This is a genomic window from Enterobacter ludwigii (assembly GCF_001750725.1).
Classification (GTDB): Bacteria; Pseudomonadota; Gammaproteobacteria; order Enterobacterales; family Enterobacteriaceae; genus Enterobacter; species Enterobacter ludwigii.
The window spans coordinates 18,949-33,292 of sequence record NZ_CP017280.1 but is presented as its reverse complement, the minus strand read 5'-3'; the positions used below and the strand labels follow the sequence as shown (position 1 = coordinate 33,292).

General features: G+C 54.0%; 12 protein-coding genes. 3 read left to right on the top strand and 9 right to left on the bottom strand.

Annotation, left to right across the window (positions count from 1 at the left end; all coding sequences use genetic code 11):
* Nucleotides 1-3 precede the first annotated feature (3 nt).
* From rffC to trxA, 7 genes are all read right to left on the bottom strand, one after another.
* Complete coding sequence (gene rffC / locus BH714_RS23050; protein WP_040019197.1) at nucleotides 4-681, bottom strand: dTDP-4-amino-4,6-dideoxy-D-galactose acyltransferase; 678 nt, start codon at nucleotides 679-681, stop codon at nucleotides 4-6.
* Nucleotides 678-1,940 (bottom strand): UDP-N-acetyl-D-mannosamine dehydrogenase, encoded by a 1,263-nt coding sequence (gene wecC, locus BH714_RS23045; protein ID WP_025202775.1) that lies wholly within the window; start codon nucleotides 1,938-1,940, stop codon nucleotides 678-680. The genes rffC and wecC overlap by 4 nt, the downstream gene beginning before the upstream one ends.
* Nucleotides 1,937-3,067, bottom strand: coding sequence for a non-hydrolyzing UDP-N-acetylglucosamine 2-epimerase (gene wecB, locus BH714_RS23040; RefSeq protein WP_040019196.1), 1,131 nt, complete (start codon nucleotides 3,065-3,067; stop codon nucleotides 1,937-1,939). Before wecB ends, wecC begins: the two co-directional genes overlap by 4 nt.
* A 55-nt stretch (nucleotides 3,068-3,122) precedes the next feature.
* The gene (wzzE, locus tag BH714_RS23035) at nucleotides 3,123-4,169 is read right to left on the bottom strand and encodes an ECA polysaccharide chain length modulation protein (RefSeq protein ID WP_032679226.1); all 1,047 of its coding nucleotides are present in this window, start codon (nucleotides 4,167-4,169) and stop codon (nucleotides 3,123-3,125) included.
* 12 nt (nucleotides 4,170-4,181) lie between these two features.
* A complete protein-coding gene (wecA, locus tag BH714_RS23030; RefSeq protein ID WP_032679228.1) occupies nucleotides 4,182-5,285 on the bottom strand; it encodes a UDP-N-acetylglucosamine--undecaprenyl-phosphate N-acetylglucosaminephosphotransferase in 1,104 nt (367 codons plus the stop codon).
* A 242-nt stretch (nucleotides 5,286-5,527) separates the two neighbouring features.
* Nucleotides 5,528-6,787, bottom strand: a complete 1,260-nt coding sequence (gene rho / locus BH714_RS23025) for a transcription termination factor Rho (protein ID WP_008501566.1) — start codon at nucleotides 6,785-6,787, stop codon at nucleotides 5,528-5,530.
* Between the two features lie 341 nt (nucleotides 6,788-7,128).
* Nucleotides 7,129-7,458 (bottom strand): thioredoxin TrxA, encoded by a 330-nt coding sequence (trxA, locus tag BH714_RS23020; protein ID WP_004386384.1) that lies wholly within the window; start codon nucleotides 7,456-7,458, stop codon nucleotides 7,129-7,131.
* Nucleotides 7,459-7,602: 144 nt separating this feature from the next.
* Between trxA and rhlB the strand changes: the two genes are divergently transcribed.
* Together rhlB and gppA are read left to right on the top strand one after the other, a co-directional pair.
* The gene (rhlB, locus tag BH714_RS23015) at nucleotides 7,603-8,868 is read left to right on the top strand and encodes an ATP-dependent RNA helicase RhlB (RefSeq protein WP_014172158.1); all 1,266 of its coding nucleotides are present in this window, start codon (nucleotides 7,603-7,605) and stop codon (nucleotides 8,866-8,868) included.
* Nucleotides 8,869-8,874: 6 nt separating this feature from the next.
* Nucleotides 8,875-10,359, top strand: a complete 1,485-nt coding sequence (gene gppA / locus BH714_RS23010) for a guanosine-5'-triphosphate,3'-diphosphate diphosphatase (RefSeq protein WP_014172159.1) — start codon at nucleotides 8,875-8,877, stop codon at nucleotides 10,357-10,359.
* Between the two features lie 48 nt (nucleotides 10,360-10,407).
* On the opposite strand, the gene rep is transcribed toward gppA, so the two are convergent.
* A complete protein-coding gene (gene rep / locus BH714_RS23005; protein ID WP_014172160.1) occupies nucleotides 10,408-12,432 on the bottom strand; it encodes a DNA helicase Rep in 2,025 nt (674 codons plus the stop codon).
* 85 nt (nucleotides 12,433-12,517) lie between these two features.
* On the opposite strand from rep, the gene ppiC reads away from it, so the two are divergent.
* A complete protein-coding gene (gene ppiC / locus BH714_RS23000; RefSeq protein ID WP_008501570.1) occupies nucleotides 12,518-12,799 on the top strand; it encodes a peptidylprolyl isomerase PpiC in 282 nt (93 codons plus the stop codon).
* Nucleotides 12,800-12,867: 68 nt separating this feature from the next.
* Here ppiC and ilvC read toward each other — a convergent pair whose 3' ends face one another.
* Nucleotides 12,868-14,343, bottom strand: coding sequence for a ketol-acid reductoisomerase (ilvC, locus tag BH714_RS22995; protein ID WP_014172161.1), 1,476 nt, complete (start codon nucleotides 14,341-14,343; stop codon nucleotides 12,868-12,870).
* Nucleotide 14,344 lies beyond the last annotated feature (1 nt).

Genomic DNA, 14,344 nt, shown 5'->3' with positions numbered 1-14,344 from the left:
TTGTCACCTGTATAACCAGTAAGCGGTGGCGTCGATGTTGGCACCACTCGCGATATAACGTTTAAGCGCGGCGGTGTTGCCCATCTGGGTTGCCACCCGCAGAGTCAAAAGCTGTTGCTGCTGCGCCCAGTGAAGCGCCGCCTGCATGAGTTTTTCGCCCATGCCGCGCCCGGCTAATAAACCAATACGCCCCTCGTTCGCGTTGAGCTTACGAAGCGAGACAAATCCCTCAATCTGGCCGTCTGCAGTGCGAAACACCAGGCACACATGGTCAAAGGTGCCTTTTACCGCGTTCTCTACCCACTGGGCGTAGAAACGCCCACTGTCGTCCGGTGCATACCACGGTGCGCGAAAACGGCTCCGGGCAAACGCCTGCGCCGCCATCTGACGCAGCGCGGGGATATCCTGCTCCGTTGCCACTTCCGCACCGGGCGAATCATGGCAGACGAGCGTAATGGACAGATCAACCTCGCCTTCAACCAGCTGAAAACCTTGTTGCTGGAGCGCATCGAGCAGGTCGGCACGGTCTGCGGGGATCCTGGCCTGTACCCGCGGCCAGGCGGTGAAGTCGGCGTCAGTCAGAACCGGCGCATCGTCGCGCAGGCGTACGATGGCTGATGGCAGACCAAAAAAGGCACTCTCCCACTCAAGGGACTCGAGAACCCCCTTCAGGTGGCTCAACGCCAGACACCTTTCGTATCAACCACATACTGTTGGCGTACGGCATCACCGGACGTCGCTTTAAATTCTTTATGATCCACCAGCAGCACCAGCACATCCGCCGTCGCCAGCGCCTCATCCAGCGCGGTCAACGTACAGTGGCCCGCCAGTTTTGCCGGCAGTTCATGAATATTGGGTTCAACCACCAGCGTTTCGCCGGTGTGCCAGCCAGCGATCATCTCTGCAATCTCCATCGCCGGGCTTTCGCGTAAGTCGTCAATATTCGGTTTGAATGCCAGACCAAAGCAGGCAATTTTCAGCTCACTGGCGCGTTTGCCGCTCTCAGCCAGACAGTCCGCTACGGTGGCTTTTACCTGACTGAGCACCCAGTGTGGCTTGCTGTCATTCACTTCACGCGCGGTGCGGATCAGGCGGGCCTGCGCCGGGTTTTGCGCCACAATAAACCACGGGTCGACAGCGATACAGTGACCGCCCACGCCCGGGCCAGGCTGGAGGATATTCACGCGCGGATGGCGATTCGCCAGGCTAATCAACTCCCAGACGTTTATCCCCTGATCGGCGCAAATCAGCGACAGTTCATTCGCGAAGGCGATATTCACGTCCCGGAAACTGTTTTCCGTGAGCTTGCACATTTCGGCGGTGCGGGAGTTGGTCACCACACATTCGCCTTCAAGGAAAATCTTGTAAAGCGCGCTGGCGCGTGCAGAACAGACTGGCGTCATGCCGCCGATCACGCGATCGTTTTTAATCAGCTCTACCATCACCTGACCTGGCAGCACACGCTCAGGACAGTAAGCAATATTGATATCAGCTTGCTCGCCCGCCTGCTGCGGGAAGCGTAAGTCAGGTCGGGCTTGCGCCAGCCACTGCGCCATCTGTTCGGTAGCACCGACGGGCGAAGTGGACTCCAGGATCACCAGAGCCCCTTTTTTCAGGACCGGTGCAATCGATTTTGCCGCCGCTTCGACGTAAGCCATGTCGGGCTCATGGTCGCCTTTAAAGGGGGTTGGCACCGCAATAAGATATGCATCCGCCTCGACCGGCGTCGTGCTGGCACGCAGGAATCCTCCATCAACCGCCTCTTTCACCACGCGGTCGAGATCGGGCTCCACGATATGAATTTCGCCACGGTTAATGGTTTCCACCGCACGCGCGTTGATATCCACGCCCACAACCTGTTTTTGACGGGAGGCAAACGCTGCCGCTGTGGGCAAGCCAATGTAGCCAAGACCAATGACAGAGATGGTAGTAAAACTCATAGCGATACCCGATTGTGTTTAAGTGCATGCAAAATACGGCCACAAGCCTGCCCATCACCATACGGGTTATGGGCCCGACTCATCGCCTGATACTCTTCGTCGTCGTGAAGCAGGCGCGTCACCTCTTCGACGATCAGCTGTGCATTGGTGCCGACCAGACGTACCGTGCCCGCTTTCACCGCTTCCGGGCGTTCGGTCGTTTCACGCATGACCAGCACAGGCTTGCCGAGAGACGGCGCCTCTTCCTGAATACCACCGGAATCGGTCAGGATCAGCCAGGCGTGGTTCATCAGCCAGACAAACGGCAAGTAGTCCTGCGGTTCAATCAGCAGGACGTTTTCTATATGCCCAAGGATACGATTGACCGGCTCGCTGACGTTAGGATTAAGGTGTACCGGGTAGACAATCTGCACATTTTGATTCTGCGCGGCGATTTCCGCCAGGGCATGGCAGATTTGCTCAAAGCCGCGTCCAAAGCTCTCGCGACGGTGGCCGGTGACCAGAATGGTTTTTTTGCCATTGTCCAGGAAGGGGTAGCGTGCGGCGAGTTCTTTCTGAAGATCGTTGTTTGACAGCACGCGGTCACGAACCCAAATCAGGGCATCAATCACCGTATTCCCGGTGACAAAGATTTTGTTGTCGGCAATATTTTCACGCAGCAGGTTCTGTCGTGAATTTTCGGTGGGCGCAAAATGGTACATCGCCAGATGGCCGGTGAGTGTGCGGTTGGCCTCTTCGGGCCACGGCGAATAAAGGTTGCCGGTACGCAGACCCGCCTCAACGTGGCCGACAGGAATTCGCTGGTAAAACGCAGCCAGGCTGGTTGCCACCGTGGTGGTGGTATCGCCATGCACCAGAACCACGTCAGGTTTGAAGGACTCCAGAATCGGCTTGAGCTCTTGCAGAATACGGCAGGTTATCTCCGTTAACCCCTGCCCCGGCTTCATAATATTGAGATCGTAATCCGGGACGATAGAAAAGAGAGTTAAGACCTGATCGAGCATCTCACGGTGTTGGGCAGTAACACACACCTTCGCTTCAATATCAGGATCACTGGCCAGCGCATGAACCAGAGGCGCCATCTTTATGGCCTCCGGCCTGGTGCCAAATACGGTAAGTACTTTCACATCGATTCTCTTCGATTAGACGATGAAGGCCGCAGCCTTCATCGTAGACGGCGTTTTAGTTAGTGCGACGACGCGTTAACGCCACGCCAGCGCCAGTCAGTGCACCCACAATCCCCCACATGATCATCAGGAATGCGCGGCGCGGACTATCGCGTTTTACAGGCTCTTCAGGCGTTCGCAAATAACGATAGGTCTGAAAAAGCGGATCCATTGTTGGACCGACATTCAGGGTGTTCAGCATCGCGCGGTTTTGATCGTAGTCGAGGTCAAAATCAGGGCCAACGGCCTGGAGGTTTTCCAGTCGAGCCTGCAGCATTGGGCGCCCGAGAAGGAACATTTCGGAATCCGGCAGTTCATCTGCCGGCACGTCCGTCTCAGTGCGGGAAATATTGTGCTGTTCGGCAATTTTCAGCGCCTGCTCAATATTGTGTACACGGCGGGCGAAGATGGCTTTAGCCACCTCTTCCTGACGTTTAACCTGCGCTTTCATCTGGATAGTACGGGCAGCCCAGGCACCTTTCAGCTCTTCATTCAGGTGGCTTGCCGCACGCTGGCTGGCGAAGGCAACATACTGCCGCAACAGGTTATTGGCATCCGGCGCGGTTTCGGCAATCAGCTTGACGCTGTCGTTGACGTTACGCAGCGCATCTCCCGGCATAAACTGAATGTTGTTAATCATGTCATCCAGCAGCGCGGCATCGGCTTTACTGTTGCCCACCATTCGTTGCTTGTAATAATCCGTCTGGCTCCAGAAATCACGGCGCGTATCCCATGAAGCCAGCTGCATCACAAACTCTTTATAGGCCTCATCCATGACGGAAGTCTGGTCTGGCGTGGCCAGACTGGCTTTGATATCCAGATTACGCAGGAACTGCTGCTGGGAATAGAACCCCCCGAGCATGTTAACCGTTGGTTTATCTGTGATTGCCGTAGCGCTCCACTCTTGTTTTGCAAAGAAAGTGTATGCGAGCGCGAGGAGCGCGAATCCTAATGCGATGCCTATTATCCAAAGCTTGCCTGCCCATAGAACGCGAAACAAGCCACGGATATCCAGCTCATTCTCGGTCATCTCTGATTTTGCTCCCGCCAACGGTTGAGTCATCACAGTCCCATTTTATTTAGTTAAAGTTGGATTGTTGTCACTATCTCGACGCATCCTGCGTTTTATACGCTTAATGAAACGCGCTACTTTCCAGGCGCGTTTAATACAATAGCCGTAAAGGGAAAATGCTAGCAAGAACAGTACCAACATTACCCATTCGGGAATAAAGTGGGCATATTCCGCTGCAACTCCAATTGCGGCCAGAATAGCAGCCGCCAGCGTAATCAGAACAAAGGCCTGTCGGGAAGTGAAACCCGCTCGCATAATGAGATGATGGATATGCTGGCGGTCGGCCGAAAAAGGACTCATCCCTTTGCGCAGTCGACGATACATAATCGCCACCATATCCATAAGTGGAATAGCAATAACCCACAGTGCAGTCACCGGGCTAATGGGGTGTGTTTTACCTTGGGTGGTTTCGAGCAAGATCCAAATGATGGTAAAGCCTATAAACGTGCTACCCGCATCGCCCATAAAGACTTTATAGCGACGACCCAAAACGCCTAGATTCAAAAGGATGTATGGAAGAATGGCGGCGATCATGGCAAAACACCACATCGCGAGGCTGTATTGACCATCAAACCATAAAATGATCCCAATAGCTGCAAACGAAACACACGATAAGCCACCTAGCAGACCATCAATTCCATCTACCATATTAAACGCGTTTATCGCGACCCATACGGCAAAGAGGGTCAGGAAGTAACCAAATGGCCCAAGAACCATCTCCCACGAACCAAAAATGTACCCCAGGCTACTTAGATGAAGTTTTGCCACGGCCATCATAGCAATGCCGACTGCAGCCTGAACGAAAGCGCGAATTTTTACGCTTATATCATAGCGATCATCAAGTGCCCCAACGAAAACCAGTACCGTGGCGCAGATCAGATACAGTCTGGCATGGGGAATGTAGTAGTCGGCGATAGCGAAAGTAAAACAGATGCCTGCAAAGACGGAGATGCCACCCACCAGTGGGATCATACCCTGATGGCGCTTACGGAAGTTGGGTTTATCCACTAAGCCCAGATATTTTGCTACCTTGCGTGCAAGAAACAAAAAGCAAGTGGTAAACAAAAAAATACTGGTTAGTTCAGTAAACGTATCGAGTAGGTTCACAATGGATGTTCTCAACAAATGTCAGGCAACGAAGTATAACCATGTTGGCGCCAAGCCAGAAGGCATAAAGCATACCTCTTACAACCCCATTTGTTTATTATTCAGGCTATTAATATTTTTAACTGTGCGAATTATCTTATTGTCGCACTGACTGGTCTGAAATGGGAGTCTGCATTAATAGCGTATAAGCCATAAAAGAAAAACGCCACGTAAAAACGTGGCGCTTGCTGGCTTTATTTGCGTTACGAGCGTTTCATCATATCGAAGAAATCGTCGTTAGTTTTGGTCATCGCCAGTTTGTTAATGAGGAACTCCATTGCGTCGATTTCACCCATTGGATGGATGATTTTGCGCAGGATCCACATTTTCTGCAGCTCTTCCTGGGTGGTGAGCAGCTCTTCTTTACGGGTACCGGAACGGTTGTAGTCGATAGCCGGGAAGACGCGTTTCTCAGCAATTTTACGAGAGAGGTGCAGTTCCATGTTACCTGTACCTTTAAACTCTTCGTAAATAACTTCGTCCATTTTGGAACCCGTATCGATCAGCGCCGTAGCGATGATGGTCAGGCTGCCGCCCTCTTCCACGTTACGTGCCGCACCGAAGAAGCGTTTTGGACGATGCAGGGCGTTAGCGTCCACCCCCCCCGTCAGCACTTTACCGGAAGCCGGAACGACGGTGTTGTAGGCACGCGCCAGACGGGTGATGGAGTCGAGCAGGATGATCACGTCTTTCTTGTGTTCAACCAGGCGTTTCGCCTTCTCGATAACCATTTCCGCAACCTGAACGTGACGAGATGCGGGTTCGTCAAAGGTAGAAGCAACCACTTCACCTTTAACCAGACGCTGCATCTCGGTCACTTCTTCCGGACGTTCGTCAATCAGCAGTACCATCAGTACGCAGTCTGGGTGGTTATAAGCGATGCTCTGCGCGATATTCTGCAGCAGCATGGTTTTACCCGCTTTTGGCGGTGCGACGATCAGACCACGCTGGCCACGACCGATTGGCGATGCCAGATCCAGGACGCGAGCGGTTAAATCTTCAGTTGAGCCGTTACCACGCTCCATGCGCAGGCGAGAGTTCGCGTGCAGCGGCGTTAAGTTCTCAAACAGGATCTTATTACGGGAGTTTTCCGGTTTGTCGAAGTTAACTTCATTCACTTTCAACAGCGCAAAGTAGCGTTCACCCTCTTTTGGAGGACGAATCTTACCTGAAATGGTGTCACCAGTGCGGAGGTTGAAACGGCGGATTTGGCTAGGGGATACGTAGATGTCGTCAGGGCCGGCGAGGTAGGAGCTGTCTGCAGAGCGGAGGAAACCAAATCCGTCTTGCAATATCTCCAGCACACCGTCGCCAAAGATATCTTCGCCACTCTTAGCGTGCTGCTTCAGGATGGCGAAAATGATGTCCTGCTTGCGCATACGAGCCTGGTTTTCCAGCCCCATATTTTCGCCGAGAGTGATCAGCTCAGAAACCGGCGTATTCTTTAATTCGGTAAGATTCATAATGGTGTGGGTTCTTAAACTCGGGGTGATACTCGAACTTAATGTTGTGAATGGTATGGCAGGGTCATCCATGCCTGTTTAGCGGCCATCAACTCATGTCTGTTCGCTGTCTGGTCACAGGGAAAAAACGCAGAACTGAAACGACAAGACGGATTGAGTGACAAGCCCGGAATTTAGCAACTTCACGCACTGTTTGTGTCAACAACGGGAAGTATCGGGTAAAACAAGATTCAAACAACAAGATATGTTTAAAACGAAGTCATAGCTAACTTAGCACGACTTCAGCCGGGCGTCCAGAGTTCCACATAATTTAGGCGCTCTGGACGCGCAGCAAAGAAACCTTACGCCAGGTTAGCGTCGAGGAACTCTTTCAGTTGACCTTTGGACAGTGCGCCCACTTTGGTCGCTGCCACTTCGCCGTTTTTGAACAGCAGCAGGGTCGGAATGCCACGGATACCGTATTTTGGTGCGGTGCCCGGGTTCTGGTCGATGTTCAGCTTGGCAACAGTCAGTTTGCCCTGATATTCGTCAGCGATCTCATCCAGAATCGGGGCGATCATTTTGCAAGGACCACACCATTCAGCCCAGAAATCGACGAGTGTCAGCCCGTCAGCCTTAAGTACGTCCGTGTCAAAACTGTCGTCAGTCAGGTGAATAATTTTATCGCTCATATATAACTCCACAGGAATAAGCCTGGTGCGTTGGTTTCGCCCTCATCAACGACGTGTTGATGTCGCATTAACCAACTAAAGGTTGACTTTATTTCACCGGATACGCTTTCGTAAAGCAATAGTAAGCTGATATTCTACCACACTATGAGCAAAACACATTTAACAGAACAGAAGTTTTCCGACTTCGCCCTGCACCCAAAAGTGATCGAAGCCCTTGAAAATAAAGGGTTTCATAACTGCACGCCCATTCAGGCTCTCGCCCTGCCGCTGACGCTGGCGGGACGTGACGTAGCAGGGCAGGCGCAAACCGGTACTGGCAAAACGATGGCGTTTTTAACGTCAACGTTTCATTATTTACTTTCTCATCCAGCGATTGCAGACCGCAAAGTTAACCAGCCGCGCGCGCTAATTATGGCCCCGACGCGAGAACTGGCGGTACAGATCCACGCAGACGCTGAACCCCTGATGCAGGCTACGGGCCTGAAAATCGGCCTGGCTTATGGCGGCGATGGTTACGATAAGCAGCTGAAAGTGCTGGAAAGCGGTGTGGATATCCTGATCGGTACCACCGGCCGTCTTATCGACTACGCAAAACAGAACCACATTAACCTTGGTGCCATCCAGGTTGTGGTGCTGGATGAAGCTGATCGTATGTACGATCTGGGCTTCATTAAAGATATCCGCTGGCTGTTCCGCCGCATGCCACCCGCGAATCAGCGCCTCAACATGCTGTTCTCTGCGACCCTGTCGTATCGCGTACGCGAACTGGCATTCGAGCAGATGAACAACGCCGAATATGTGGAAGTGGAACCCGAGCAGAAAACCGGCCACCGTATCAAAGAAGAACTCTTCTATCCTTCCAATGAAGAGAAAATGCGTCTGCTGCAAACGCTGATCGAAGAAGAATGGCCAGACCGCGCCATTATCTTCGCGAACACCAAGCACCGCTGTGAAGATATCTGGGGCCATCTGGCTGCAGACGGTCACCGTGTTGGCCTGCTGACGGGCGATGTTGCGCAGAAAAAACGCCTGCGTATTCTTGAAGAATTCACCCGTGGCGATCTCGATATTCTGGTCGCCACCGACGTCGCAGCGCGCGGCCTGCACATTCCAGCCGTTACGCACGTCTTTAACTATGACCTGCCGGATGACTGTGAAGACTATGTACACCGTATCGGTCGTACCGGTCGTGCGGGTGCAAGCGGCCACTCTATCAGCCTCGCGTGTGAAGAGTATGCGCTGAACCTGCCGGCGATTGAGACGTACATCGGCCATTCTATTCCGGTGAGTAAGTACAACCCGGATGCGCTATTAAGCGAACTGCCGCCGGCCAAGCGCCTTACCCGCGCCCGCTCCGGCAATGGCCCGCGTCGATCTGGCGCGCCGCGTAATCGTCGTCGCTCAGGTTAAAAAATTATGCTCAGCTCCACCTCGCTTTATGCGGCAATTGATCTCGGTTCGAATAGTTTTCATATGCTGGTTGTGCGCGAGGTGGCGGGAAGCATACAAACGCTGACGCGCATTAAGCGCAAGGTCCGCCTCGCGGCGGGCCTGAGCAGCGATAATCACCTCTCTCCTGAAGCCATGGAACGTGGCTGGCAGTGCCTGCGACTCTTTGCAGAGCGTCTGCAGGATATCCCGCATTCCCAAATCACCGTCGTCGCCACTGCAACACTCCGCCTGGCAGTTAACGCCGTGGATTTTATTGCCAAAGCGCAGGAAATTCTCGGTTGTCCGGTGCAGGTTATCAGCGGTGAAGAAGAAGCGCGCCTGATTTATCAGGGCGTTGCGCACACCACGGGAGGCGACGATCGTCGTCTGGTTGTGGATATCGGGGGCGCCAGTACCGAACTCGTGACCGGCACCGGTGCGCAGGCAACGTCGCTATTCAGCCTGTCGATGGGTTGCGTAACCTGGCTTGAGCGCTACTTTACTGACCGCAATCTGGGTCAGGAGAACTTCGACGAGGCGGAAACTGCCGCACGCGAGGTATTACGCCCGGTGATGGACGAATTGCGCTACCACGGCTGGAAAGTCTGTGTGGGGGCCTCCGGTACCGTGCAGGCATTGCAGGAAATTATGATGGCGCAAGGCATGGATGAGCGGATCACGCTTGCCAAGCTTCAGCAGCTTAAACAGCGGGCCATTCAGTGCGGGCGTCTGGAAGAGCTGGAAATTGAAGGCCTGACGCTTGAACGCGCGCTGGTATTCCCGAGCGGGCTCGCGATCCTGATCGCCATCTTCACCGAACTGAACATCAAATGTATGACGCTGGCGGGTGGCGCGCTGCGTGAAGGTCTGGTCTACGGGATGTTGCACCTGTCGGTCGATCAGGACATTCGCAGCCGTACCTTGCGAAACGTGCAGCGTCGTTTCCTGGTTGATATCGATCAGGCAGGCCGCGTGGCACAGCTGGCGTCACGCTTCGCCGATCATGTGGCTAACGCCTGGGATCTGGACCCTTTGAGTCGCGATCTGCTGCTAAGTGCCTGTGCACTGCATGAAATCGGGCTGAGCATTGATTTTAAACAGGCCCCGGCTCATGCCGCTTATCTGGTGCGTAACCTCGATTTACCTGGCTATACCCCTGCGCAGAAAAAGTTGCTGGCAACGCTGCTGCTGAACCAGACCAACGCCGTTGACCTCTCCTCTTTGCATCAACAAAACGCCGTACCGCCGCGCGTGGCCGAGCATATGTGCCGCCTGCTGCGTCTGGCTATTCTGTTTGCCAGCCGCCGCCGCGATGATTTGCTGCCGGCACTCAATCTGGTGGCGGATGACGAAAAACTTTCGCTGACGTTGCCGGAAAACTGGCTGGATAATCATCCGCTTGGGGCGGAGATGGTTGAGCAGGAGTGTCAGTGGCAGAGCTATGTACACTGGGTGCTTGAGGTGAAATAATGGGTCGGACATGCCCGGTAGCGCTACGCTTGCCGGGCGTGTAACAACCTATCCCTTCTCTTTGGCTTTCGCCAGCATGGCGCGGATGTTAGCGACGTTCGCCTGCCCCTTATGCATCCGCTCTTCAGCCGTAATCACTTTACGCTCCTGCTCCCAGATGAGGTCGTCCTGCGGAAGTTCCAGCAGGAAACGGCTCGGCTCCGGGCGCACCAGTTCACCATATTGTCTACGCTCTTTGCACAACGTGAAGGTCAGCTCTTTCTGAGCGCGCGTGATGCCTACATAGGCCAGACGGCGCTCCTCATCGACGTTATCTTCATCAATGCTGCTCTGGTGCGGCAGTAACCCCTCTTCCATGCCAACCAGATAGACATACGGGAATTCCAGACCTTTTGACGCATGCAGCGTCATCAGCTGAACCTGATCGGCCTCTTCTTCGCTCTCGCCGCGCTCCATCATATCGCGCAGGGTAAAGCGGGTAACCACCTGCGTCAGGGTCATCGGTTCATCAATCTCCGAACCTTCCAGCATTTCAGTCATCCAGCTGAACAGCTGGTTAACGTTTTTCATGCGCATCTCGGCCGCTTTCGGACTGGCGGAGGTTTCATACAACCAGGACTCGTAGTCGATACCGTGGATAAGGTCGCGCACGGCGGCGATAGGTTCGCGCTCTGCCAGCCGCTGCACTTCACCAAGCCAGTGTGTAAAGCGGGTTAATGAATCGTAGCCGCGTCCGGTGAGCGTCTGACTCAGCCCCATATCGAAGCTGGCGGTAAACAGACTCTTATTACGCGTCATCGCCCACTCGCCAAGCTTTTGTAGCGTCGCCGGGCCAATTTCTCGTTTCGGGGTATTCACGATACGCAGAAACGCGCTGTCATCATCCGGGTTAGTGAGCACACGCAGGTAGGCCAGAAGATCTTTGATTTCGGGCCGCGAGAAGAAGGAGGTTCCGCCTGAAATTTTGTACGGGATGCGGTTTTGCATCAGCATCTTTTCAAAGACGCGTGACTGGTGGTTGCCGCGATAGAGGATCGCGTAATCTTTGTATTCGGTTTTATTGACGAAGTGGTGGGCGATGAGTTCGCCTGTGACCCGCTCCGCTTCGTGCTCTTCATTGTTGGCGCTGAGCACTTTTAGCTCTGTACCGTAACCCAGTTCGGAGAACAGGCGTTTTTCGAACACGTGCGGGTTGTTGGCGATCAGGATATTCGCGGCTTTAAGGATACGCCCGGAGGAACGGTAGTTCTGCTCCAGTTTGATCACCTGCAGCGCCGGGAAATCTTTACTCAGCAGGACCAGGTTTTGCGGACGCGCACCGCGCCAGGAGTAAATGGACTGATCGTCATCTCCGACCACCGTGAAACGCGCGCGCTGTCCCACCAGCAGTTTCACCAGTTCATACTGGCTGGTATTGGTGTCCTGATACTCATCCACCAGCAGGTAGCGGATTTTATTCTGCCAGCGCTCACGCACCTCTTCATTACGCTGCAGCAGTAGCGTGGGAAGCAGGATCAGGTCGTCGAAATCCAGTACGTTACAGGCTTTCATATGCGCATCGTACAGACCGTAGCAGTGGGCGAAGATCCGATCCCGCTCGCCTTTGGCGATCGCCGCGGCCTGGGCCGGGGTCATCAGATCGTTTTTCCAGTTGGAGATCGTCGAGATCAGCTGTTGCAGCAGAACCTTATCATCTTCGATCAGCCCCTCGGTGAGCTCCTTGAGCAGGGCCACCTGGTCGGTATCGTCAAACAGTGAGAAGTTGGATTTCATCCCCAGCGCGGCGTATTCACGTTTGATGATATCCAGCCCCAGCGTATGGAAGGTGGAAATCATCAGACCGCGCGCCTCTTTACGCCCCAGCGTCTGGCCGACACGCTCTTTCATCTCGCGCGCTGCTTTGTTGGTGAACGTCACCGCCGCGATGTGGCGAGCCTGATACCCGCAGCCGCGGATCAGGTGGGCAATCTTATTGGTAATGACGCGCGTTTTGCCGGATCCCGCGCCCGCCAGCACCAGACAGGGTCCAGTGACAAATTCGACGGCTTGTTGTTGTCCGGGGTTTAAACGCATAAATGATCACTCAATGAAAGTCAGGAGGGGAGAATAACAGCGTGGTAGTATAGCGAGCCTAATCCATACCACTCAAGGCACGATCATGGCAAAAACCGCGGCAGCACTGCATATCCTTGTAAAAGAAGAAAAACTGGCTCTGGATCTTCTCGAGCAGATCAAAAACGGCGCCGACTTCGGCAAACTGGCGAAGAAACACTCTATTTGTCCGTCAGGTAAACGCGGCGGTGATTTAGGTGAATTCCGTCAGGGTCAAATGGTTCCGGCGTTCGATAAAGTGGTCTTTTCCTGCCCGGTGCTGGAACCCACAGGCCCACTGCACACGCAGTTTGGCTACCATGTTATTAAGGTTCTGTACCGCAAATAACAGCAAGGCCTTCTCTCAGAGAAGGCCTTGTACGTTTAGTCAGGTCAGGGCATCAGCCCGCCCGGGTATTAACCTGCTACCGCGATACGTTTCATATCGGTCATGTAGCCACGCAGTTTCTGGCCCACTTTCTCGATTTCATGGCCGCGAATGGCTTCGTTTACATCACGCAGCTGCGCGTTATCCACTGCACCTTCCGCAATCGCTTTGCCCAGGTCGCCCGGCTGCAGAGTCGTCATGAACTCTTTCAGCAGCGGTACGCAAGCGTAAGAGAACAGGTAGTTACCGTACTCGGCGGTATCAGAGATAACCACGTTCATTTCGTACAGACGCTTACGGGCGATGGTGTTCGCAATCAGCGGCAGCTCGTGCAGTGATTCATAGTAGGCAGACTCTTCGATGATGCCGGAATCCACCATGGTTTCGAACGCCAGCTCAACGCCAGCTTTCACCATCGCAATCATCAGAACGCCTTTATCGAAGTACTCCTGCTCGCCGATTTTACCTTCAAACTGTGGGGCGGTTTCAAAAGCGGTTTTACCGGTCTCTTCACGCCAGGTCAGCAGTTTCTTATCGTCGTTAGCCCAGTCCGCCATCATGCCGGAAGAGAACTCGCCGGAGATAATGTCGTCCATATGTTTCTGGAACAGCGGTGCCATGATCGTTTTCAGCTGTTCAGACAGCGCGTAAGCACGCAGTTTCGCCGGGTTGGACAGACGGTCCATCATCAGCGTGATACCGCCCTGCTTCAGCGCTTCGGTGATCGTTTCCCAGCCGAACTGAATCAGTTTTTCTGCGTATGCCGGGTCTGTCCCCTCTTCCACCAGCTTGTCGAAGCACAGCAGAGAGCCCGCCTGCAGCATACCGCACAGGATGGTTTGCTCACCCATCAGGTCAGATTTTACTTCCGCGACGAAAGACGATTCCAGAACGCCCGCACGGTGGCCACCCGTTGCTGCAGCCCATGCTTTGGCGATCGCCATACCTTCACCTTTCGGATCGTTTTCCGGGTGAACGGCGATAAGCGTTGGCACGCCGAAGCCACGTTTGTACTCTTCACGTACTTCTGTACCCGGGCACTTCGGTGCCACCATCACAACGGTGATGTCTTTACGGATCTGCTCGCCCACTTCAACGATGTTAAAGCCGTGGGAGTAACCCAACGCCGCACCGTCTTTCATCAGCGGCTGCACGGAACGCACAACGTCAGAGTGCTGTTTGTCTGGCGTCAGGTTAACCACCAGGTCTGCCTGGGGGATCAGTTCTTCGTAGGTACCGACTTTAAAACCATTTTCGGTCGCTTTGCGCCAGGACGCACGCTTCTCAGCAATCGCTTCTTTACGCAGGGCGTAGGAGATATCCAGACCGGAGTCACGCATGTTCAGGCCCTGGTTCAGACCCTGGGCGCCGCAGCCGACGATGACCACTTTTTTACCCTGAAGGTAGCTCGCGCCATCGGCAAATTCGTCGCGCGCCATAAAGCGGCATTTGCCCAGCTGCGCCAGCTGCTGGCGCAAATTCAGTGTATTAAAGTAGTTAGCCATA